18 protein-coding genes are annotated in these 21,977 nt (G+C 69.0%); 12 read left to right on the top strand and 6 right to left on the bottom strand.

Annotated features, from left to right (window positions below):
* The first annotated feature begins 59 nt into the window (after positions 1–59).
* A complete protein-coding gene (locus AP234_RS14230) occupies positions 60–1,427 on the top strand; it encodes a recombinase family protein (RefSeq protein WP_055480136.1) in 1,368 nt (455 codons plus the stop codon).
* Between the two features lie 401 nt (positions 1,428–1,828).
* Here the strand turns inward: AP234_RS14230 and AP234_RS36240 are convergent, their stop codons facing one another.
* Both AP234_RS36240 and AP234_RS36235 read right to left on the bottom strand, forming a co-directional pair.
* The gene (locus tag AP234_RS36240) at positions 1,829–2,026 is read right to left on the bottom strand and encodes a helix-turn-helix domain-containing protein (RefSeq protein WP_152990411.1); all 198 of its coding nucleotides are present in this window, start codon (positions 2,024–2,026) and stop codon (positions 1,829–1,831) included.
* Positions 2,020–2,478, bottom strand: coding sequence for a hypothetical protein (locus AP234_RS36235; protein WP_152990410.1), 459 nt, complete (start codon positions 2,476–2,478; stop codon positions 2,020–2,022). The genes AP234_RS36240 and AP234_RS36235 overlap by 7 nt, the downstream gene beginning before the upstream one ends.
* Positions 2,479–3,139: 661 nt before the next feature.
* On the opposite strand from AP234_RS36235, the gene AP234_RS14220 reads away from it, so the two are divergent.
* Positions 3,140–4,375, top strand: coding sequence for an ATP-grasp domain-containing protein (locus tag AP234_RS14220; protein ID WP_083502098.1), 1,236 nt, complete (start codon positions 3,140–3,142; stop codon positions 4,373–4,375).
* A gap of 21 nt (positions 4,376–4,396) precedes the next feature.
* On the opposite strand, the gene AP234_RS14215 is transcribed toward AP234_RS14220, so the two are convergent.
* On the bottom strand, positions 4,397–6,886 hold the full coding sequence (locus AP234_RS14215; protein WP_235558191.1) for an amino acid adenylation domain-containing protein: 2,490 nt from the start codon (positions 6,884–6,886) through the stop codon (positions 4,397–4,399).
* 161 nt (positions 6,887–7,047) lie between these two features.
* Between AP234_RS14215 and AP234_RS14210 the strand changes: the two genes are divergently transcribed.
* Positions 7,048–8,238 (top strand): ATP-grasp domain-containing protein, encoded by a 1,191-nt coding sequence (locus tag AP234_RS14210; RefSeq protein WP_055480133.1) that lies wholly within the window; start codon positions 7,048–7,050, stop codon positions 8,236–8,238.
* Positions 8,239–8,263: 25 nt separating this feature from the next.
* Here the strand turns inward: AP234_RS14210 and AP234_RS14205 are convergent, their stop codons facing one another.
* From AP234_RS14205 to tnpC, 3 genes are all read right to left on the bottom strand, one after another.
* Positions 8,264–9,031: an alpha/beta fold hydrolase gene (locus tag AP234_RS14205; protein WP_055480132.1), complete on the bottom strand. Its 768-nt coding sequence runs from the start codon at positions 9,029–9,031 to the stop codon at positions 8,264–8,266.
* Entirely contained in the window at positions 9,024–9,266 is a 243-nt protein-coding gene (locus tag AP234_RS14200) for a phosphopantetheine-binding protein (RefSeq protein ID WP_055480131.1), read from the bottom strand. Before AP234_RS14200 ends, AP234_RS14205 begins: the two co-directional genes overlap by 8 nt.
* A gap of 255 nt (positions 9,267–9,521) precedes the next feature.
* Positions 9,522–11,039, bottom strand: a complete 1,518-nt coding sequence (gene tnpC / locus AP234_RS14195) for an IS66 family transposase (protein WP_063842919.1) — start codon at positions 11,037–11,039, stop codon at positions 9,522–9,524.
* 483 nt (positions 11,040–11,522) lie between these two features.
* Here tnpC and AP234_RS14190 point away from each other — a divergent pair, with 483 nt between their 5' ends.
* The 9 genes from AP234_RS14190 to AP234_RS14150 are packed head-to-tail and all read left to right on the top strand — an operon-like array spanning position 11,523 to position 21,977.
* Positions 11,523–14,135 (top strand): dCTP deaminase domain-containing protein, encoded by a 2,613-nt coding sequence (locus AP234_RS14190; RefSeq protein ID WP_431998577.1) that lies wholly within the window; start codon positions 11,523–11,525, stop codon positions 14,133–14,135.
* Positions 14,128–15,339: a hypothetical protein gene (locus AP234_RS14185; protein ID WP_055480129.1), complete on the top strand. Its 1,212-nt coding sequence runs from the start codon at positions 14,128–14,130 to the stop codon at positions 15,337–15,339. The genes AP234_RS14190 and AP234_RS14185 overlap by 8 nt, the downstream gene beginning before the upstream one ends.
* Positions 15,333–16,127, top strand: coding sequence for a TIGR01458 family HAD-type hydrolase (locus tag AP234_RS14180; protein WP_055480128.1), 795 nt, complete (start codon positions 15,333–15,335; stop codon positions 16,125–16,127). Before AP234_RS14185 ends, AP234_RS14180 begins: the two co-directional genes overlap by 7 nt.
* Complete coding sequence (locus AP234_RS14175; protein ID WP_055480127.1) at positions 16,124–17,758, top strand: alkaline phosphatase family protein; 1,635 nt, start codon at positions 16,124–16,126, stop codon at positions 17,756–17,758. The genes AP234_RS14180 and AP234_RS14175 overlap by 4 nt, the downstream gene beginning before the upstream one ends.
* On the top strand, positions 17,755–18,801 hold the full coding sequence (locus AP234_RS14170) for a hypothetical protein (RefSeq protein WP_055480126.1): 1,047 nt from the start codon (positions 17,755–17,757) through the stop codon (positions 18,799–18,801). The genes AP234_RS14175 and AP234_RS14170 overlap by 4 nt, the downstream gene beginning before the upstream one ends.
* Positions 18,798–19,373, top strand: a complete 576-nt coding sequence (locus tag AP234_RS14165; protein ID WP_055480125.1) for an ATP-binding protein — start codon at positions 18,798–18,800, stop codon at positions 19,371–19,373. Before AP234_RS14170 ends, AP234_RS14165 begins: the two co-directional genes overlap by 4 nt.
* Positions 19,370–19,918: a dCTP deaminase gene (locus tag AP234_RS14160; protein WP_055480124.1), complete on the top strand. Its 549-nt coding sequence runs from the start codon at positions 19,370–19,372 to the stop codon at positions 19,916–19,918. Before AP234_RS14165 ends, AP234_RS14160 begins: the two co-directional genes overlap by 4 nt.
* A gap of 1 nt (position 19,919) precedes the next feature.
* Positions 19,920–20,876, top strand: coding sequence for a fatty acid desaturase family protein (locus AP234_RS14155; RefSeq protein ID WP_055480123.1), 957 nt, complete (start codon positions 19,920–19,922; stop codon positions 20,874–20,876).
* A gap of 36 nt (positions 20,877–20,912) precedes the next feature.
* Complete coding sequence (locus AP234_RS14150) at positions 20,913–21,977, top strand: DUF6001 family protein (RefSeq protein WP_055480122.1); 1,065 nt, start codon at positions 20,913–20,915, stop codon at positions 21,975–21,977.

Raw genomic sequence — 21,977 nt, 5'->3', positions numbered from 1 at the left:
ACCGACGGACGAAATCAGGCGTCATGAGCGAAAGGAAAACTCTCAGATGGGACAGGGGCATGACCGCGACCCAGACCGAACTGCAGCTCGACACCTGGATCGGACAGGCTCGCCGGGGAACCCGGAGACGCCCGGCCAAGCGCCGTGAGGCGGAGCCGGGGTTGCGTTTCGCGTTCTACGGCCGGACGTCGACGGAACGGTTCCAGGACCGGTGGACCTCGCAGGGCTGGCAGCGGGAGGTGGCTGCGGAGCTGGTGTCGGGGCACGGGCGGATCGTGCGGGAGTTCTTCGACGTCGGGGTGTCCCGGAGGGTGCCATGGCAGGACCGTCCGAAGGCGGCGGAGCTGTTGGAGCTCATCAGCGGGCCGGATTGCCCGTTCGACGCGATCGTGGTCGGCGAGTACGAGCGGGTGTTCTTCGCCGACCAGATCAACGAGTTGCTGCCGTGGCTGGACGAGCGCGGAGTGCAGGTGTGGCTGCCCGAGGCGGCCGGCGCGGTCGAGATGGGCAGCCCGACCCACCAGGCGTTGATGACCGTGCTCGGCGCGCAGGCACAGCGCGAGGTGGTCCGGGCACGCCACCGGGTACTGGCTGCGATGCGGGTGCAAGCGGCCGTGCAGGGCCGATACATGGGCGGTCGTCCGCCGTACGGGTACCGGCTGGCGGACGCCGGCCCGCATCCGAACCGGGCGCATGCCCGCTGGGGGCGCCGGCTGCACCAGCTGGAACCGGACCCCGCCACTGCCGCCGTCGTCAGGTGGATCTTCGCGGTGCGGCGGGCCGGGTGGAGCATCGCGGCGATCGCCCGGCAGTTGAACGAACGGCGCATCCCGTGTCCGTCCCGAGTGGACAGGGCACGAAACCCACACAGGTCGGGGGAGGGCTGGACGGTACGCACCATCGCATCGATCCTGGAGAATCCCCGTTACACCGGCCGCCAGGCGTGGAACCGGCAGCGCACCGACCATGATCCTCACTCGGTGAGCAGCCGATCCTGGAATGACCACTCCGACTGGATCATTTCGGACGATCAGGTGCATCCACCCCTGGTCAGCGAGGCCGACTTCGTGGCAGTGCAGGCCGTACGCGCCACGCGAGCGACCGCGGACGGCGCCTTTCGCCGCTACCGGCTGTCCGGGCTGCTCATCTGCGGGCTGTGCGGGCGGCGCATGGAAGCGCACTGGGCCAACCAGCGGCCCGGCTACCGGTGCCGGCACGGCCACACCAGCGCCAGGGCCCGGACACCTGATCAGCCCAGGAACCTGTACATCCGCGAGGACCGGCTCCTCGACATCCTCTCCGCTCGCCTGAACCTGACCGACCACGAAAAGATCAGCCCATACCTGAAGGCCCGTACGATCACGATCGTCTGCGACCCCGACGGGGTACACAACCGTCCGGCCGAAAGCACAAAGCCCGGTCCGTAGGCCGGGCTTCAAACCCATGGGGTAGTTGCGTGTCCGAGGGGAGACGAACCAATTGCACATCCCTTCGCCCTCACCACCCGCCTCCTGCTCGCGCAGAGGTGAGCGGCTGTGGACACCGATCCCACCCGGCCAGACCACCGCATCCAGCGTACGACGATCGCCCGTGTTGGACAGGCCGTGCTCCTCGGCCACCAGAGCCGCCAGTGTCCGCGCTTCCTCGCAGCAGACCGCGCATGCCGACAGGTGAACTCGGAGCTCCTCGCTCATCGGCACAGTCGAACCGACAAGCATCTTGTCGATGGCGGCATCGATCTGCTCGAAGCAGTCGTCGCAGGACAACCACGGCTCGGTGGCTGCGATCGGGCGTTCGACGGCCTCCGGGCTCAGCGGTCCACGTTTCGTCATCGGTTCACCCCCTTCGTGGTTCGCGCCGGTAGAAAGCCCTGGGCGGACAGGTGGGTCCGCAGTCGTTTCCGGGCGTCGTGCAACGCCTTGTACAGCGCGCTGCGGTTGGTCCCGAGCCGCTCCGCCAGCACGTCGATCGACACCTCGTCGACCAGCAACGCGACGGCGATGCGTCGCTGGTGCGGTGTCAACACCTGGAGGACTCCGTCTCGCACGGCCTCGGCCAGGTCGTGGCGGTCTCCCGCGGCTCCGCCACCTCGTGCAGCTCGATCTCCCGCCCGTCCCATGCGGCACGTCTCACCTCGACACCCGCGTGGAGGATCCCGAACTTGTACGCCCACGTCGTGAACCGGCTGCGGCCCTCGAACGTGCTCAGCCGCGCCAGGACCGACAACGTGGCCTCGTCCGCTGCCGAGGGCACGGTCTCCTCCCGGCGGGCCGCGCCGAGTCCGGCCGCCTCCGGCATGCGGCTGACTTGATGCCGGGCTGCGCGCAGCATCAACCCGTGTAGGCGTGCCACCGCGTCCTCGCGCACCGGTCCGGTCGTGGACAGCCGGGTGACCCACTCGTCGCCGAGAGGCGGGTCTCCGGTCCGCAGATCCCCCGGATCGCGGTAGTGGATCACCAGTCCGTCCGCCTCGCTCACGTCGTCCACCCCTTGGCCGGCCCTTCCGGGCCGGTTTCGATTCATGGCAGAAGGCGTCATTCCTGCCTCACCACCATGGCATGGATGTCAACCGTGCTGTCGGTGACGGCGGCCAGGCGATGAGTCGAGATCTCGCTGCACCCGGCGGCGACGAACTACTCGCGGCGCCATCGCAACACCCGGCCTCGAGGCTGAGGCCGCGCCAACACCGGGATGCCGCGCAGGTCGTCAGAACCGCTCATATGTGGTCAGTGCGTTTCGACCGCGGGGTCCGCAAGCCGGGTTCCCCCATCTGGGCAAAGGGCGGCCCGCGTCCCGAGCAGCCGGCCTCCGCTGCGCGGGTGGTCACGTCTCCGTGACCCGCGACAAGCATGCCGAGCGGTTCACCCTGTTGCGTCCGCTGCTGTTCTTGATCGTCTACGAAATATGTTTGTCGCCTCGATATGAGCGCCGTCCTCCGCAGACTCTGGGCAGCCTGCCGCCGCGCGCGTGCCAGGATAGATTGTCATGGCCACCGCCTCTCCTCGGCTTTCATCCCGAACCGAAGAAGAGACGGTGGCCGCTGTGCTTGCCGACGAAACGCCGTACCAGGCCAAATGCTGTGGCGAGTTGAAGGACCGTCCATTCCCGTTCCGCCCTCGACTCAACCCTCCCTGGAGACATGATGTCCACCGACCGTCCGCACGCCATTGTCGTCAATGCTGCGAAGACCTACCCTCCGCGGGAGTTGGCGCGGCTGAATGAATTCGGCACTGTGTCGGTCATCACAATGCCGGCATTCGCCCACCGCTATCGGGAAATTGAAGATGTGCGCCTAGTGGACTCCTTGTACCACTTCGACCAGGTGAGGGAAGCCGCCCGTGCGGTATACGAGGAGCGGGGCATTGACTGCGTGATCAGCCCCGCCGAGCGCAGTGTCCCGGTCGCGGGCCTGATCCGCACCTGGTTCGGGGTGCCGGGCATCGGCTTCGATACGGCGATGCGTTTCAGCAACAAGCATCTGATGAAGCAGGCGCTGCGCGCGGACGGGTTGCCCGTGACCGATTGGATGGCGGTACCGACTCTGTCCCATCTGCCTGCGGCCTTCGACGAGTTGGGCTCGGGGGCGGTCGTCGTCAAGCCCGTCTTCGGCGGCGGCAGCCAGAACACCTTCGTGGTCCGCACTCGCGAGGAGGCCGTCGCGCTGGCCGGGAAGGAGGAGGCGGCGGGGCTGCGGGCCTCCGGCTTCCCGGTGATCGTCGAGCGGTACGTGGAGATCGACACGGAGTATCACTGCGACGGCGTCACGCACGAGGGCAAGGTGCTGTTCTCCGGCGTCTCCCGCTACCTCGTGCCGCCGCTACAGGAGCAGTACGGCGCCGTGGCTGGATCCATCGCGCTGTCCCCCACCTCCCCGGAGTACGCGCGGATCCAGGAGTTGCACCTGCGTGTGGTCGAGGCGCTCGGCCTAGACTCCGGTGTCACGCATCTCGAAGTGCTCGGCACAGGCGACGATCTGCTGATCGGCGAGATAGCCTGCCGGCCCGGCGGAGACGGCGTGACCGACCTCGTGCGGCTCCAGCACGGCGTCGACCTGTGGCGGGCGTTCACCGATACCTCTGCGGGCCGCGCCCCCCATGTCGACCCGGTCACCGACCCGCGCACCGTGCTCCTCGTGGACTTGCCGATGCGCTCCGGCGTAGTCACCGCGGTCAGCACCGCGCAGAGCTTCGCGGATCTGCCTCAGGTCGTTGACGTCGAGGAGTTCGTGTCCGTGGGCGACACGATCCGCGACTTCCGCCGGGGAACAGCGGCCGTGCGTGTCTTCGCGCTGCTGGATGACCCAGCCGAGGCGCCCGGGCTGATGGACCGCCTGATGGACCGCTTCATCCTCCAAACGCGACCGTCCGGGTCCTGAGCATCCGCGGCGCCGGGTCGGTCAGGCCAGTGCGCGCAGGCGGCGGGCGTCCGGCTTGCCGCCGCTGAGCCGGGGCATCTCATCGAGCACTGTGAGCGAATCAGGGTTCATGTACGCCGGTATCCGCCGCAGCAGTTCCCGCCGGACCTCCGCGGCCTCCAACCGAGGGGCGACCACGAAGGCTCGGATCAGCGTGCGGCCCTCGGGACGGTCGACGAGGGATACCGCGTCTTCGACGCCCGGCACAGCGAGCAGTGCCGCGGTCACCTCGGTCATGGAGATCCGGTTTCCGCTGCGCTTGATCACATCGTCGGCTCGGTCTAGATAGACGTAGAGCCCGTCCTGAGTGCGCTCCACAAGGTCACCGGTGAGGTACACCGTGGTACGGGGCACCAGGTCGTCCCTAAGCACCTTCCCCGAGACCTCGGGGGCACCCCAGTACCCCGCCATGACCTGAACGCCGCTCACGCACAGCTCACCGGGGACACCCGGCTCGGTGACCAACTCTCCCTGGGAGTCCATGATGTGGAAATCGACGCCGCAGTCGGGGGTACCGATGGGGATTTTGCGGCCGGACTCGCACCACTCGCGCGTCACCAGGTGCGTCGCGACCACCACCGTGGTCTCGGTGGGCCCGTAGCGGTTGAACACCCGCAGCTGCGGTCGGTGTTCGAGCAATTGGGCGATCTGCTGCGGGGTGCAGTCCTCGCCGCCGAGGCCGACCGTGCGCAGCCGCGACTGCGCGAGCTTGGGCAGGTCGCGGCTGGCGGTGAGCAGCCGCAGCAGGCTCGGCGAGAACGAGGTGTGGGTGATGCCGTCGGACAGCAGCAGCCGGAAGAAGTCGCTTGGCAGCAGCGGCCCGTGGCCGGCCACTACGAGAGAGCCGCCGACGGCGAGCACCGAGAAGATGCTGCCGAACGAGCCGTCGAAGTGGAACGGAGAGACGCACAACGCCCGCGTCTCGTTGCTGAGTTCGAAGGACGCGATGGTGTTAGCGACGAAGTTGCGCAGGCTCCGTCGGCGGATCATCACGCCTTTCGGCTTGCCGGTGGTGCCTGAGGTGTAAACGAGGTAGACGATGTCGTCCTCGCACGCTGGGGGCTCCCCCGCTGGCTGTGCGCCGGGTGCTGTGTCCAGCTCGTCGAGGCGTACGGGACGCAGCTCCTCCTCGGCGGCTTCCGACAGCCGGTGGCCGGCGGGCACGATGGTGAGCGCGATGCCGCAGTCGCGGGCAAGGCCCTGGACGCGATCCACCGGGTCGGAGAACGGGAGGGGCACGAAGACCGCGTCCACCGTCATGCAGGCGAGGATCGCGATGATGTACTCGGCGGAGTTCGGCAGATGGATGCCGACTCGGTCGCCGGGCGTAACGCCCCTGAGAGTCAAGGCCCTGGCACTGGCGTCGACGCGCTCGCGCAGCTCCGCGTAGCTCAGTGTGGTCGTGGCGTCCTTGACGGCGGGCCGGTCCGGGGCCTGCGCGGCGTGCACACGCACGGCGTGGGCCACGTCGAGGAGCCGGGGGCCGGTGAGGAGAGCGAGCTCGACGGGGCGTCCGGCTTCGACGGGCGACGGGGCGGGGTCTGACGGCAACGTGGCTTCCTGATTCCTGAGCAGGTGGTTCCAGACCGGCCTCGTGGCGGGCAACTGGACTGACTGATGTGGATGGGCGCGTCCTGTCCAACGGGCCCTTTTCTGTGGTGGCTCCAGCCCGGCGCTCCGGTAGCCAATGAGGGCCGCCCGGCGCCCACGCCGTCCGGTGGCCGCCAGGAGAACTGCGGTGACAAGCGCCGCGAGCAGCAGCGGGCGCCAGGGTAGGGGCACGGTCGGCGCCAGAGCCGCGAAGGCTGCGGTGGCCGGCCATGTGACGGCGGTGTCGCCGAGGAGGAACCCGCGTACGCCCGTGACATCCCGGGCCCGGTGCGGCGGCGGAGCGGAGCGGAGTCGCAGCACGGCCAGGGTGACGGCGGCGGCCGCCGCCGCGCTCACCCACCATTCCGCCGGTGCGGCGGCCGCCGCACCGGTGGCGGTCAGCGCGAGGGCGAGGACCGCCTTGGGGATGCGTTGCGGCGGCCCGGGCAGCGCACGGTGCGCGATGAGCCCGGCCACAGCCATAAGAATGACGAAGCCCCACCCGCACAGCGCCCAAGCCGCGGCGGGCGTACCGGCTACGGTGGCGAGCGCGACGCAGGCGAGGGCGGCCTCCACGGCCGCCGCGAGGACGATGGCGAATGCCGTGCGCCCGCCGCCGGGCCGGGGACCGAGCAGTCGCAGTACTGCGCGCACCAGCCACTGCAGCCCGATGAGCAGGACGACCGCCGCCGCGGTCACCCGCGTGGCCCGCACCGGCAGCACAGCTGCCACGGCGAGGAGTACGGTCAGGCAGAGCAGGGCGCCGCCGGCCGCGACCGCAGCCGCTCCCCACGGTCGTGGCCGCCGCCGGGAGAGCAGGGCCATCGCCTCGCCCCCCTCGATCAGGCAGAGCAGCGCGGCCGTGCAGGCGGCCGGAATCATCACGGGCAGGAGAATGTCACAGGGCCAAAATGAGATCAATCCCTGATCCACCGCGGCGGGTAGCGCTCGCACGCGCGTTTTCCGGGCAACTTATCTCATATGGTGAGGTATTGGTCAGGGGGGCATTGACTCTGGGCCGCCTGATCCATCAGTCTCACCGAATGCGCGTACTGGTCCTGCAACAGCCCAGCTCTGTCGCCCCATTCGAGACCTGGCTCCAGGAGGTGGCGCCCGGCATCGACGTACGCTTGATCAGTGGGTCCGGTACGGCCCGCGCCGACGACGACATCGCGCGAGGCGTGCGCCGTGAGGTGCTCGAGGACTACCACTCCCCTGCGACGACTCGCCGGATCTTCGAGGTGTGCGCGGAGTGGCGGCCGGACGTGGTCTTCTCCAACGCGGAGGCGGATGTGCTCAGGGCCGCCGAGGCGCGCACCCTCTTCGGCATCGAGGGCATGCTGTCGTCGGCAGCCGTGCTTTACCGCGACAAGCTGCTGATGAAGCAGCTCTTCGACGGCATCGAGGTCGACGACGCCGAGGTGCCAGCCGTACCGCATCGCCTGCCGAGCAGCGGCGAGGACGTCCTCACGGCCTGCGCTGGGCTGGGGCCCGTCGTCCTGAAGCCACGCGACGGCTCCGGCGCCATGGGCGTGCAGACTCTCGCCTCGCCCGCGCAGGCGGTCGAACGGCTCGCCGCGCAGCCCGAGGTGCTCACCGCGCTGCACTGCTCCCAGCTGATCCTAGAGCCATTCGTCGAGGGCGACGTGTACCACGTGGACATTCTCGTCAGGGACGGTGCGCCGATCCTGGTCTCGCCCTCGCGCTATCTACACCCGCCGCACCTGTTCACGCGGCACAACACCGGCTCCGTCATGGTCGACGCCGATTCCTCCGAGTACGTCTTCCTGCGCCGCTACGCCGAGGCGCTGACCGCCAAGGTCGGCAAGGCGCACCGCCCGAACATCCTGCACCTGGAGATGTACCGCACGCCGGACGGCCGCTTCCTCGCCGGCGAGGTCGCGTGCCGCGGGGGCGGCGGTCTGATCAAGGAGTCCATGCGGCACACGTACGGCGTCGACCAGGCGAGGGCCGCCTGTCTGCTGAGCGCCGGGCTGCTGTGCGAGGACACCTTCCTGGAGCGGATCGGTCCACAGTCCGGTTGGATCCTGGAGACCGCCGTGCCACTGGGCTACGACCGCTCCGCCCCGCCGTCCTGGCTGGCGTACACGAAGGAGGCGCCGCGGCCCGGCACTCCTTCTTCCTCCGGGGACGCAGGGTTGCGGTGCGTCGTGGAGGGCGGGAGCCGGAAGGAGATCGAGGAGCGCATGGCGGCCCTGCACACGACGATCTGACCGCTCCGGGCACCCACCGACGGCATCACTCACGCCCCGATCTCGCTGCTGGCACGGCCAGTTGGGTGCGAATCGCCTCCAGCAGTTCCTCCGGTGCCCCATTCAGGTAGAAGTGCCCGCCGCTGAATTCTCGCTGATCGAACGGACCTTGGGTCACCTCGGCCCAGGCCGCGAGGTCTGCGGGGGCGGTGAGCGGGTCGTCCGTGCCGGTGACCGCCAGGACGGGGCAGCGGACGCCGGGCGGAGGGGTGCTCGGCGCATAGGTCTCGTCGACCGCGAAGTCGGCCCGCAGCAGGGGCAGAAAGAACTTGTACGTCTCCGTGCGGCCCAGGAACACGCGCGGCACGCCCCCGAGCCGCACCAGCCACGCGACGAACTCGTCGTCGCTCAGCATGTGGCTGCGTGTAACCCGCCGTGGGGCATAGGGGGAACGACGCCCGGAGACGATCAGCGCGCGCGGGCCGGGCACACCCTCGGACCGCATAGCACAGGCCACGTCATAGGCGATGGCTGCGCCGAGGCTGTGCCCGAAGAAGGCGTACGGCCTGTTGCCCTGCTGGCAGGCCGTCAGTTGTGCCGTCAACTCCCGTACGAGTAAGCGCGCTTCGGTGTACGGGGGTTCCGCACCGCGCTCTTCCCGGCCGGGCAACTGGACGGTGTGCACGTCGATGTGAGGCAGGAGCCGGTCCCGCCACGGTGTGAAGAGCGACGCGGCCCCACCGGCAGGCGGGAAGCAGAACAGCCGTATCGCGTCGGGCGCCGCACGGGGCGTCGCGCGAAACCAGTCAGGCACTGGCGTGAATCGCCTCCACGGCCTTGGCCAGCTCCGCGATGGTGGCCGCGGTGGAGTACGGCAATTGGTCACCCTGGAAGGAGATGCCCAGCTCATGCTCCAACCACACATAGCTGGTAACGAGTTGAAAGGAGGTGATGCCCTGCTGCTCGAGCGCAACGTCGTCCTGAAGCGACTCCACGGGGATTTCGGCAGCCTCGGAGAGCGCCTTCTTGAGTAGCTTGACCATGTCCATCGGTGCCTTCCTTCTCTGCGATCAAGGGAAGCTGAACAGCTCGAAACCCGGTCGGACTTTCTTAGGGACCGGGGGTTTTGGCAGGGGCACCGCAGCTTAATGCTTACGCGATCTCAACCGCAAGATCAGAGCTGACGCGCGGGCAATCCCGCCGACGTCCCACGGTGCGTATGCCACCCTTGAGAGATCCGCGATGGCTAGGTCGTGTTTGAAAAGTCGTAACTGGTTAGGTCACCAAGATCGCTACGTATGAGATTACGTTGCGGCAGGCAGCGCCGAATTGTCGGCGGGGGCGCGAAGACCGTCGAGGAGTGTGAGCCCTGGGATGGCGGGCAGCCAGGGGCGGCCCTCGGCGAGTTCGACGAGGGCGTGGAAGAAGTCGACGCCGTGTTTGCGGACGGTGGCCAGATAACTGCGGATCGCGCAGAACTGCTCGGCACCGGCCAGGGTGCGCAGGCAGCCGGAGACCTTCTGCCTCAGTTTGATCATCCTGATCTCGCGTTCGGCCGCATTGTTGTCGAAGGGCACCCGTTCGTCTCGGGTGAACCGCAGATAGTCGTCGTGACGGGCCAGCATCCGGGTCGCGAGGGCGTTGTGCTTCTTCATCAGCATGCCCGACCGCGCGGCCGTGTCGTTCTTGCCGACCAGGGCGGCCGAGCGCCACAGGCGAACCTGCTCGGCCAACGCCACCTGGTCCAGATGCTTCAGCCCGCCCGCCTTCAGGGCCGCCTCGACCAGGGTCTTCATCTCACACAGCGCGACGGCGGCCTGCTCGGCCCAGCACCACTGTCCGCCGGGGGCAGTATCGATGACCTGCTGCAGCTCACGCAGGAGATGAGAGTTGCACAAAGCGTGGGTCGCGCTGGTGTAGGTGTCATAAGGCGCCCAGGCGTCGTGGATGGCCACGCCCGCAAAGCCCGGCAGCACCCCCGCGGCGTCCATCGCCTCAGTACCGCGCTTGCGATGCACGGTGATCAGGCTCCACTTCCCCGTGGAGGCCGAGTGCACCCAGTGCAGCCTGCCGTCGACGCGGAACCCGGTCTCATCGAAGTGCGCGATGGGGGCGGCGGCGATTTCCTCGCATGCGCGGGCCAAGAACCCATCCAGCCGTCCGGCCGCCCGTTTGGCCGCGGTCAGCACGCTCGCGCCCGAGATCGGCACGCCGAACAGGTCTTCCAGGGCCTTGGCGGTGCGGTCCTTGGACAGGAACTGCCCGATGTACAGGTACACGATGATCGCGGTGATCCGGGAGCCGTATTGCACCGGCGCGGTCACGCCCTGCGGAGCGCTGCCGCGGGTGACGACCCCGCACGCACACAGCCGCTCAATCAGCTGATGCTCGATCACCTCAACGGTGACCGGCGGGATGTCGAACACCTGCCGCTTTTCCATGCCGGCCTCGGGCGCGCCGGCCAGGTCATGCCCGCAGCCCCGGCACCGCTCAGGCTCGTGCCGCTCCCGTCTGTCCGGCCGATCGACCTGCATCAACGTCGCTCCCGGCGTCCCCTTCGGGCGCCCCGGCCTGCGCTGACCGCTCTTGCGTAGCGATTTCGGCGAGGGCTTGGCCAGACCATCGGAGCTCGGCGGCTTGGAGGAGTTGCCCGAGTTCAACCCCAGCCGGGCCTCCAGATCCGCGATCCGCGCGTTCGCCTTGTCCAGCGCGGCCCGTGTGTCCGCCAGCTCTCTTCGCGTCGATTCCAGCGCCGCATCCAACCGCACTACCAGCGCTGCCAGCTCGTCGTACGACGGCTTCGGCGGGGTGGGAGCGGACACCCGACAGATGATCGCGGATCACGCACTGCTGATCAAATCGGACAGCCTCGCAAAGGGCCTAACCAGTTACGAAAAGTCATGCCTTGCTACGCACGGTCCAGATGGCGCCTCGCTGCGTTGTCGCCGCCCACGAAAGTTGCTCGCAGGCTCGGAACTTCCGCGGGGTCCGGGAAGGTCGCCCGTAGGTTCCGCCACGGGCTCCTCCTCCGCTTCGCTATGCATCCATCTGGGCCCGCGCTCGCGACGGGCGCACTTTTCCACACTCCCTAGCTCGCGTATGACACTCCCTGGCCTGACCTGATCGCGGGTTCTCACCCGCGCAAACGACGTGATCGGCGGCGGTGAAAGTTTCATCGCGTCGGTGGTGACCACGGCCGATTGCCCTGGCAGACACAGGAGTCCCTCACCGAGCACGCACGCGCCACGGGATCGCCGAACACTTACCGGCAAGCCCCATCCTTCCAGTTCAAAGGCGATTTTCTCATGTCAACGAGCAGTGTTGACGAAACTCGTCGCGAAAGCACGAGGCTAAACCGGTTGATTATCGTCCGCCAGGCTGTCATATTCTCCTCACGGCATGGTTTGCGCTGGAGCGAGGCGGGGGACGCATTGATTCTTACCGGTAGCGAGATCGTGCGGGAATACGCTGCGGGTCGTATCACCATCGAGCCTTTCGAGCCATCGCAGGTGAACCCCAACAGCTACAACTTCCGGCTCGGCAAGCGGCTACGGATCTACACAAAGATGCTGCTCGATCCCCGTTTCCCCAATGACTACGAGGAGTTGGAGATTCCGGACGAGGGCTACGTGCTGGAGCCCGGACGGCTGTATCTCGCGCATACCGAGGAAGTGCTCGGCGGACGCTGCTACGCGCCGACGTTCGCCGCCCGGTCCTCGGTGGCGCGCCTCGGCCTGTTCATCAACCTCTCGGCGAGCCTGGGCGACATCGGCTACGAGGGCCAGTGGACGCTGCAGCTGTTCACAATGAACCGCGTCCGCGTTTACCACGGCATGAACATCGGGCAGATGATGTGGTGGCGCCCGCAGGGCGACGTGGAGCTGTACGACGGCAAGTACCAGGGCTCGGTCGGCCCGCGCTCCAGCGACATTCACCGAGACTTCGAGAGGAAGCAGGCCCGCCACCGCCTGCCGGGACTCGACACGGTCCCGGACCCGGCCCACGTCGGCGCCAAGTTCGTCTCCCTCGCGAAGGCGTCCCGCTCCTTCTCCGTACCGACGGCCTTTGCGGTGCCGGCCATGGAGCTGGCCGCGGCGATGGACGCCGATGCCCAGGCTCGGATGGGGGAGCTCTTCAACGAGATGCGCGCCACCGTCGGCGCATTCTTCACCGAGTCCATGGACCGCATCGGCGAAATCGCCGCCGCGACAAGCCTGCCGGAGGGGACCCGGCGGCTCATCCGTGAGCGGCTGCGCGACCTATTCGGGGATCGCATCGAGGGACTCCGGTTCGCTGTGCGCTCCTCCGGGCTGGACGAGGACACCGCCGCCGCCAGCCTCGCCGGGGTGTACCAGTCTGTCCTCGGCGTCAAAGGCGTCGAGGACGTGATCGAGGCCGTGGAGGAGTGCCGCCGCTCCTACTACGCGCCGCCGGCTGTCGCCGCCCGGGTGCGGGCCGGTGACTTCGACCCGCTGCCCCGGCTCGCCGTCTTCGTCCAGGAGATGGTCGCTCCCCGCATCGCCGGCGTGGCCTTCACCGGTCTCGACGGCCCCTCCGACGACGTCGCCTTGGAGTACGTGGAGGGCCTCGCCCACACATTGGTGTCCGGCGCCGCAGAACCACTGCGCGCAACGTCGGACACCGTTGACGAGCTGCCCGCCGAGCACCGCGACGCGATTGTCGAGATCGTGCGGATCATCCGGGAGTTGCGTGCTGGGCGCGGCCACGACGTGGATGTGGAGTGGGCCGTCGACGACTCGGGCGTCCGCATCCTGCAGGTCCGCCCGGTCACCGCGCGGCGCAGCCCGGCACCGGAGGCCGGAGCCGACGGCCTGTGGACCGCGCGCCTGTATTTCGACGACATCCCCGCCGGGGCCTCGCTGCACGAGGTGGAGGAGGTCTACGTCAGCTACACCGCCAAGCGCGGTCCAGCACACCGGCTGGCCGCCTCCCAGGACGTCCCAGTCGGGGCGGGCTGGGTGGTCGGCTTCTCACCCCGGGCGCTGAAGGACCCCGAGGTCGCCGCGCGCCTGGCAGGGACCCTCGCCGAGGGGCGCAGCGCCGAGTGCGTCCTCGACTTCGGCAACACCCTGCGCCAGATCGTCGTCCCCAAGGACCAGGTGGTTCGCCGCCTCCTCCAAGTCACCTCGGGGGGTCCACCGGACGACGGACACACCGTGGTGGTACGGGACTTCGTCCGGGGCGACCTCGGCGTCATCTCGCGCTTGGCGGATCGGGAGCTCGTGGTCGAGTACACGCCGGAGGGACTGCTTGCCCTCAACCGCGGCACTGCCGGCGCCCAGGCCGTCGTTGTCGGCGAGGACGGCCGGTTGACCGCCCCCGACGACGCCGAATCCGTCGTGCGCCACCTGGACGCGATCCGCCGCCTGACCGCCGCGATGCAGGAGAGATACGGAGACGTCACCCTCGAATGGGTGCTCAGCGAGGGCGAACTGCTGTTCGTTGACTACTCGGTGCTCGGTGCCGACGGCGTCGTCGTCGGCACCGACGGTGTCTGCATCTCGTCGGGCAGCGCGAGCGGCCCGCTGTTCACGATCGACGAGGACGAACTACTCAGGCGGCTCTCCGTGGGGCCCGCCGTGAGCATCAACAAGTCCCGCGACGTCTCGGAGTACGAGGGGATCGCCCGACTCCTCGACAAGGTGGCGGCGTTTGCCGAGCCGCCCGTGGTCCGGGTCAGCCGGCCCTACGCGGTGCTGTCGGTGCTGCTCGACCGCGTGGCCGGGTTCGTTTTCGAACAGGGCTCGACCCTGTGCCACCTTGCAATCCTACTGCGCGAGGCCGGGGTGCCCGCCGTGGTCGGGACCGGGCTCGCCGGGTTCCCCGACGGCACCCAGGCCGTCATCGCGGACGGATCCGTCGCTGTCGCGTCGGCATCGAGGAGCGAGCATGCCTGAGACCAGCCTGACCATCGGCGGCGACCAGGCGTGGCTCGCCGTGGGCGGCATCCACCTCCTCAACGGCATCACGCCGTTGCGCGAGGACGAACCGATCGTGCTGGTGCGGGTGCCGCCCCAGCACCCCGCCGGGGTGGCCAACACCGTCATCGTCCGCTGGGCGGACCTCGGCCGCTGCGAGGCCCTCGCGCCCGGTACGGGAGGCTCGGCCGTCCTCGTCGCAGAGGAGCTGTTCCCGCACGCCGTGGCCTGCGACGTTTTAACCGCGCTTGCCCCGGGCAGCGCCTCCTCGCTCGTCCCGCTGGCCTACGTGACCGGCTCGCCCGACGCCGGATACCACGTGTACACGCAGATCCGCTTCCTCGCCGAGGACGCCTGCTTCATACGCATCACCCCGCAGCCGGTCGGTCCGGGCCCCGTCGAGGACCTCGGCTGGCTGGTCCCGGCACTCGCCGCGCACGCCGAGCATGCGCTGTTCCTCAACAACCACCAGCGCTACTACCGCAGGTGCTTCCCCGGCCAGGAGCTGGAGTACAAGTACACGCTCGACCCGGCCCCGGACATCTGGGGGCTCACCGTTGAGCTCAACAGACGTATCCATGCAGGCGAGTTGACAGGCTTCGTTCCCGAATACCGCGACGAGTTCCAGGCCTGGGACTACGCCAACCACCTCTTCGAGGTGACCGGGCCTGAAGAGGAAAGGGGCTACGTCTCCTTTATCCCCACCACGGACGGCAAGCAGCTGATGAAGCGGAAGTGGTACGCGGAGGACTCCTTCTCACGGCGCGAACAGCACACGTACGGCCTGGACATCGAACCCGGGAAGTACGCGCACTACATCCGCACTGAACTGGGCGTGGAGATCCGCCCGCTGCCGCCGTTTCGCCGAGTGCGCTACGACGTCAACTTCGAGTCAGTGCGCACCGGGCACGTCTACGGCATCTTCTTCGACCACTGCTCCTTGTACGGGGCCGAGGACATGGTGCTGTCCCAGTGTGAACTGGAGTACCTGCGAACCCGCAGCCCGCTGGAGCCCGACGAGGCCACGGCGATGGAGGAGCTCGAGGCGCTCGCCCAGTGGCTGGAGGGCTATCTCACCGAACACGGACTGTCCGCCGATCGGTCCTTCTACTCTAAGCGCACCTTCCTCAAGGAAGCGGTGGCGCGACGGCCGGAGCTCGCGCGACTGGCGGATCCATGCTGAGCGGCGCGTACCGTGCCGTGCTGATCGACCTCGACGGGACCGTGCACGCCCGCGGCCAGCTGCTGCCGCAGGCGGTCGAGGCGATCGGCGAACTGCGTGCCCAGGGACTGCGGCTGCGGTTCTTGACCAACACCGACTCCAAGCCCCCGGCTGCGATCCTCGCCGACCTCGCCGGGATCGGCCTCGACATCGACGCCGCGGAGCTGTTCACGCCCGTCGCCGCGGCCCGGCTGGTGCTCGCGGCCTCCGACGCGTCTGCGCTGCTCGTGGTCTCCGACGCGGTGCGCCCCGTGCTCGCCGACTTCACGAGTGACCGGCCACCGACCCACGTGGTCGTCGGTGACTGCCGCGATGTCCTGGACTACCCGCTGCTCGATTGCGCCTTCCGCGCCCTACGCGCCGGCGCGGAGTTGATCGCCCTGCAACGTGGCAGGTACTTCAAGCGGGCCGACGGAGACCACCTCGACACCGGGGCTGTCGTCGCGGCCCTGGAGTACGCGACGCGCACTCGCGCGCGCCTGGTGGGCAAGCCGTCCCCCAGCTTCTTCGACCTCGCCGTGCGCTCCGTCGGCTGCCTGCCGGAGCTGTGTGTCGTGGTCGGCGACGACGCCGCCACCGATATCGCGGGCGGCCGAGCCATCGGCGCCCGCACCGTCCAAGTGCGCACCGGCAAGTACGCCGACCAGCGCGCCGAGAGCGGCCTGCCGCAGCCCGACGACGTGATCGACGGCATCGCCGACCTGCCCGCGCTGCTGGCCGCGACTTCCCGCCCGGGGGAGATGGGGTGACCGTCTACTGGATGGTGTGGGACGCGGCGGCACCCTGGATCGTGGACCGCTTGGACGCCGAGGGGCAGCTGCCTGCGGTGCGTCGGCTCCGTACCGCAGGTGTGTTCGCGGCGGCCCGGCCGCCGGCGCCCAACTGCCAGACGCCGCCGTCGCTCGCCACCTTGTTCACCGGAACCTGGCCCGACGAGCACGGTGTTACCGGCTTCCGCGTGCCGAGCGCGACCGGGCGCCTCGGGGACTCCGTCTCCGGCTTCGCCCGCTCGGCGTGCCGGCGGCCGGCTGTGTGGGAGACGGCCGGGCGGTCCGGGCTGCGTACGACCGCTGTGCACGTGCCGTGGGTCGCCGACACCGTCACTGACACGGGAACCGTGCCTGAGTGGCTCGACGCGGCGACCGAGGCCTACAGCAGGCGCCTGGCCCGGCACGGGGCGCACGAGCTCGGTGTCGCACCGCTCACCTTTCCCGTCGCCCACCACGAGCTGGTGGCCGTCGCCGATGGCCCGGGCGTCCGGGTGCGCGGCAGGCACGGCGAGGCCCACGTCACCGACGTATGGACGCCGCTGATGCTGGACGCCGACACCGGGATCTGGCTGCGCCAGGCGCAGCTGCGCGACAGGCGGCTGCTGCTACACACCGGCGCTTGGTCGCCCAGAACCGTCGGGCACGACATGTCCGTCGTCGCCGCGCTGCGCGAGGCGCCGCCGTTCGCGGGTGAGGCCCTCGGTTCCTGCTACCGTGCCGGCACGTTCGGGTCCAGGCTCGTCGACGGCGGTGACGGCAGCGCCGAGGACTTGTTCCTGTCGTCGGTCCGCCTGGTCGGCCGTGGTTTCGGTGCCGCCATAGAACGGGCCCTCGCCCACCACAGCAGCGACCTCGTGGTGCTCTACCTGCCCACCACGGACGATGTCGGGCACGAATTGCTCGGCTGGTGCGACGAGCGCAGCGCAGCGTACCGTCCCGACGAGGCACCCGAGGTGTGGCGCCGTATCGCCCGCTGCTACCGCCAGGCCGATGGGCTGCTCGGTCGGGTCCTCAACCGCGCGGGCGAAAACGACACCGTCGTCCTCTGCGCCGACCACGGCATGGCGGGCACGGCTTGGACGCTGCACCCCAACCAGCTGCTGCTGGACGCGGGCCTGGCCGTCACCGACACCGCTGGTCGCCTCGACCCCGAGCGGTCAGCCGCGTATTACCACCCCGTCAACAACGGCTCCCTATGGATCAACGGGTCCGCCGGCCGCCGAGGTCCGCCGTCCCGAGAGGAGACCGACGCCATCGCCGCGACCGTGCGCGGCCTGCTCACGGCCGTGTGCACGCCGGGCACGGACCGGCCCCTGGTCCAGCGGCTGCTCCCCTCGCCCGATGGCCGCCGCATGGACCTGCTGTTCGACGCGGACTGCCTGCCTTCGGCCGACCTGTCCGGTGGTGCGAGCCCGGTGCACGGCGCGGCCAAGCCGGGCGCCCACGTCACCAATGGCGGCGACGACCGCCTGCATGCCCTGTTCGCCGCGGCAGGACCCGGGCTGCCGGGTGGCTCCGACCTGGGCGTGATCGACAACACCTGGCCGGCAGAACTGGTGCTGCAGCAGCTGACGGCCACTCACACCGACCGGAGTGCGAGCCACGTATGATCCTCCATCTGACCTTCATAGGCACGACCGTGGAGTTCCAGGTCGACGATGCCGCGCAGCAAGCCTTCGAACCCATAAGTCGGTTCTTCCGCCACCTGCTGGCCGACGGCCCCGCCCAGCAGCCGGACTACCGGATCCGAGTGGAGGCGCTTCAATCCGTCCGCGGGGAGCCGGAGGGTGAGCCGGTCGTCATCCGGCGAAGCAGCGCACCAGAGTTCACGTTCGACGCGCTGATCTCCCGGCACGGCGACCGCTTGATCTACCGCAACGACAACGCCGTCGTGAATGTCCCAGTGGACGCGGCCACCGACCGTGACTTCGAGATCGCGATCGGCGAGGGGGCGGCGGTCCAGATCATCGACTTCGTTCGCGACCTGATCATCAGGACGGAGGAGACGGCCGGCACCGTTGTCCTGCACGCCTCCGCCGTACGCCGCGACGGCGAGGTGCATGCCATTGGAGGCCCCAAGGGCGCGGGCAAGACGACCACCATGCTGTCCGTGCTGGACCACGGCGGCTGGGACTACTTCACGGGCGATAAGCTCTTCTGCACCCTCGAAGCCGACGGGTTCATCACCGTACGCGCCTGGCGCGACTACCCGTACATCGGAGTGGGCACCCTGCGCGCCCACCCGGACCTCGCCGCGGCAGTCGAGGCTAGCCTCGACGCGCCGCTCGGCGACCTACCCGACCGGCAAAAGATGCTCCTCGACCCGGACGTCTTCGAGGAGTGGATCGGCGCCGAGTTCGACCCCGCCCCTCACCGCCTTGCCGGCCTGTTGCTGCCGCAGGTGAAACCGGGCGAGCCGCTGCGAGTGACCCCTGTGATCGAGCCCGGGGCCCGCTGGTCCGCTCTGAACACCATCGTGGACCGCTCCGTCGACACCACGTTCTTTGGCTGGCAGCACTATCTGGTGCCGGACTACAAGGAGTTCTACGCCACGCTGTCCGCCATGCGCCCGCTGCTGGCCGGCCTGAACGTGATCCGTCTCACCGGTACGCTCGACGTCGACCTCGATGCCGTACTGAAAGACCTCGCATGAGCGCGGGGGCTACGGCCGCGCCGCTGCAAATCGCGGTGATCGGGCTGTCCGGGTCCGGTAAGTCCACCTGCGCCAGGATCATCTGTGAGTGGGCCGCGGAACGCGGCCTGACCGTCGCCCGCATCCCCCTGGCTAGGCCTCTTTACGAGCTGCAGAGGAGGGTGTATGCCGCCGCCGGCGTGCCCCTGCGCGAAGGCGACCAGGACCAGGTGCTCCTGGAGGAACTGGCGACACAGCTGCGCCGGATCAACCCGCGCTCCCTCGTCGACGACTTCCTCGCGCGCGCCGCTGGCGCCGTGCGCGACGGCGCCGACGTGCTGATCAACGACGACCTGCGTGACCCGCACACCGACGCTCCTCTGCTGCGTGCCCAAGGCTTCCGGGTGGTGCGCGTCACCTGCGCCGAGCAGGCGCGACAGAAGAGGCTCGCGCAGCGCGGCGACATCTCCCGTGCTGACGGCTCCACGTCGGCCCTGGACCTGATCGAGCCCGATGCCGTGCTGGACAACAGCACGGACGGCCTGACCGCCTACCGCACGACCATAAGTGACCTGATGGGAAGTTGGCTGTGATCCTGACCGGACCCGAGATAGCCCGAGCCGTCGCCGCCGGCGAGATCCACATCGATGACTTCAGCCCGGCCCGCCTGGAGCCCAACAGCTACGGATTCCGCCTCGCGCCGGACATCCTGTGCTACGAGGAGGCCGAACTCGACAGCTACGAGCAGCCCAAGGCCACCCAGGTCGTCATGGGTCACAATGGCATGGTCCTGGAACCCGGCCGCTTCTACCTCGGCAGCACCATGGAGGCGATGGGCAGCCCGCACTACGCGGCCACTCTCTACGCCTGCCGGTCCGTGTCCACGCTCGGCATGTGGATTCAGTTCTCGGCACCGCTCGGCCACTCCGGGGCCATCTTCCCGTGGACCCTGGAGATCAGCGTGGCCAACGCGCTGCGCGTCTACTCGGGCATGACCATCGGCAAGCTGTCCTTCTGGTCCATGCAGGGCGAGCCGCACCAGTACGTCGGCAAGTACACCGGTTCCACCTCCGCGGTGGCCTCCCGGCTCAGCGAGGACGTCGGTCCCGCGCCGCTCACGACCGGATCGGCGGGCTGAGATGTCGCCGGCGCCGAGCACCCGGTTCATCGACAAGGACGAGTTGCGCGCCCTGTCCCGCAGACGGCCGTTGCGGGCCGCGCTCGCCATAGTCCGGCAGTGGGCCGTGATGATCGCCGCCGGGGCGGGCGCGGTATGGTGGGGGCACTGGTACGGCTATCTCCCGGCGATCGTGGTGATCGCTACCCGGCAGCACGCGCTCGCCGTGCTGATGCACGACGGGGCGCACCGCTCGCTGTTCGCCAACCGCAAGGTCAATGACCTGGTGAGCGATCTGCTGCTCGCCTTCCCGTTGTTCGTCAGCACCAGCCTGTACCGGCGCCACCACCTTGACCACCACCGCTACCTCAATACCGAGCGCGACCCAGACCTCGACGCCAAGGCGCTGACGCACACCTCGAAGGACTGGGTGAGGTTGTTCGCCGGCGATGTGACGGGTGTCAACCTGCTCAAGACGGTCGACACGCTCGACCAGTTCTCGCTGCTGCCCGTGCTGCGCGGAGACCGGACGGTGGCCCGTGCCATGGGGCGCGGCCGACGCAACCTGTTCCTGGCCTACATCGTCGTCCTCGCCGCGGTGCTGACCCTCACCGGTGGGTGGCTCGTCTATCTGCTGCTGTGGATCGTGCCGTCGTTGACGGCGCTGAGCATGATCCTGCGGCTGCGGGCCGTCGCAGAGCATGTCGGCTGCGACCCGGATGGCGGGATCGGCGGCACCCGGACCGTCCTGGCGCATCCGCTGGAGCGGCTGCTGTTCTCGCCTTGCGCCATCAACTACCACCTGGCGCACCACCTTTATCCGACCGTCCCCTTCTACAACCTCGGTCTGCTGCACCGAAGGATCATGCAAAACCAAGAGGTCCGCATCCGCGCCCACGTCTCCCGCTCCTACTTGTTCGGCCGGGCCAGCGTGCTCAGCCATATAGCCCGGGCGCGCCAGAAACGCGTGGCCGTCTGAGCCAAGCCAAGCCCGCATCCAATGACGAGGAAACTCATGCTGGACCCGACATTCCTGCCCGTTGCCCCCGAAGAGCTCGCCGCTGCACGACTGCGCAACGTCGACGCCTTCCTGGCCACGCGCGGCCTGACCCGGCAGGGCCTGGACGTCCTGATGCGCGCCAAGACGGGCGATGCCCGGCACCTGCTGCTCACCAGCTCCCCGGTGCACGGCATCGCCAACTCTACGAGCGACATCGACTTCATCCGCGTTGAGGAGCAAGCCGTGCAGGGCGCCCGCATGGCCACGCAGCTCTTTGAACAGGAACAGCACCTGGAGGCCGTCTCCTACGGCGAGGCCGAGGTTGAGGAAGCGCTCGCCGACCTGGCGAAGGCCGCCGCGCTCGACCCGGCGGGTGTGGTCGCGGCCCACCGAGACTGGGACAAGAGCCACGAACTGCGCCGCAAATACCTGGAGCGCCTCGTCAACGGCGTGAGCTTGGATGGCGGTTCGCCCTACCTGGACCACCTGACCCACCTCGCCCGGATGTGGAAGTGGTCCTCGCTGCACACAGCTGTACGGCACGTTTTCCACCTGCGGCTGGCCGAGGCCGCGGGCGAGACGCGCGGCAGCGCCGGATATGCGATCGGCGCCCTGCTGCACATGGTCGACGCGACCCTGTCGCATGCCGGTGACGTGTACTCCAACCGCAAGTGGTTCCTACTGCGCTGGCAGCGGTTCCTGGACCGCGGGGCTGTCGACGGCACAGGCCTGGCACCGTTCGCCGACCGCTTCGCCAGCCTCGACGGCCGCCTGCGGGACGCGCTGCGCGGCTGCGGCGGAGCACCGCTGGGCCCCGAATTCGCGGCGGCCCTTGGGGAGGTCTTCCAAGTCGCCGGCGAGGGCCGCGAGCCCGCCCTCGTCCTCGAGGTCGCGGACGGCGCCCGCCCGTTGCCGTTCCTGCCCGGGTCCTCCATGGTCATCGGCGCGAGCGCACTGTTCGTCGAGGCGGAGCTGCCCACAGGCCAGGTCGCTGTCATCCCCGACGCCGCGCCGCCCGGCGACCCGGCCGGCCTGCTGAGCGCTTCGCGCGCCGGCGTGCTTCATCTGCTGCCCGCTTGA

This window comes from Sphaerimonospora mesophila, from assembly GCF_001417795.1.
GTDB classification, from domain to species: Bacteria; Actinomycetota; Actinomycetes; order Streptosporangiales; family Streptosporangiaceae; genus Sphaerimonospora; species Sphaerimonospora mesophila.
The sequence above is the reverse complement of the archived record's forward strand: the minus strand, read 5'-3'. Positions and strand labels throughout refer to the sequence as shown.

Excerpts from the sequence above, each read along its gene's own strand:
- AP234_RS14230 (WP_055480136.1), top strand. The coding sequence starts at position 60 with ATGACCGCGACCCAGACCGAACTGCAGCTCGACACCTGGATCGGACAG.
- AP234_RS14220 (WP_083502098.1), top strand. The coding sequence starts at position 3,140 with ATGATGTCCACCGACCGTCCGCACGCCATTGTCGTCAATGCTGCGAAG.
- AP234_RS14215 (WP_235558191.1), bottom strand. The coding sequence starts at position 6,886 with ATGATTCCGGCCGCCTGCACGGCCGCGCTGCTCTGCCTGATCGAGGGG.
- AP234_RS14210 (WP_055480133.1), top strand. The coding sequence starts at position 7,048 with ATGCGCGTACTGGTCCTGCAACAGCCCAGCTCTGTCGCCCCATTCGAG.
- AP234_RS14200 (WP_055480131.1), bottom strand. The coding sequence starts at position 9,266 with ATGGACATGGTCAAGCTACTCAAGAAGGCGCTCTCCGAGGCTGCCGAA.
- AP234_RS14190 (WP_431998577.1), top strand. The coding sequence starts at position 11,523 with ATGTCAACGAGCAGTGTTGACGAAACTCGTCGCGAAAGCACGAGGCTA.
- AP234_RS14185 (WP_055480129.1), top strand. The coding sequence starts at position 14,128 with ATGCCTGAGACCAGCCTGACCATCGGCGGCGACCAGGCGTGGCTCGCC.
- AP234_RS14180 (WP_055480128.1), top strand. The coding sequence starts at position 15,333 with ATGCTGAGCGGCGCGTACCGTGCCGTGCTGATCGACCTCGACGGGACC.
- AP234_RS14170 (WP_055480126.1), top strand. The coding sequence starts at position 17,755 with ATGATCCTCCATCTGACCTTCATAGGCACGACCGTGGAGTTCCAGGTC.
- AP234_RS14165 (WP_055480125.1), top strand. The coding sequence starts at position 18,798 with ATGAGCGCGGGGGCTACGGCCGCGCCGCTGCAAATCGCGGTGATCGGG.
- AP234_RS14155 (WP_055480123.1), top strand. The coding sequence starts at position 19,920 with ATGTCGCCGGCGCCGAGCACCCGGTTCATCGACAAGGACGAGTTGCGC.
- AP234_RS14150 (WP_055480122.1), top strand. The coding sequence starts at position 20,913 with ATGCTGGACCCGACATTCCTGCCCGTTGCCCCCGAAGAGCTCGCCGCT.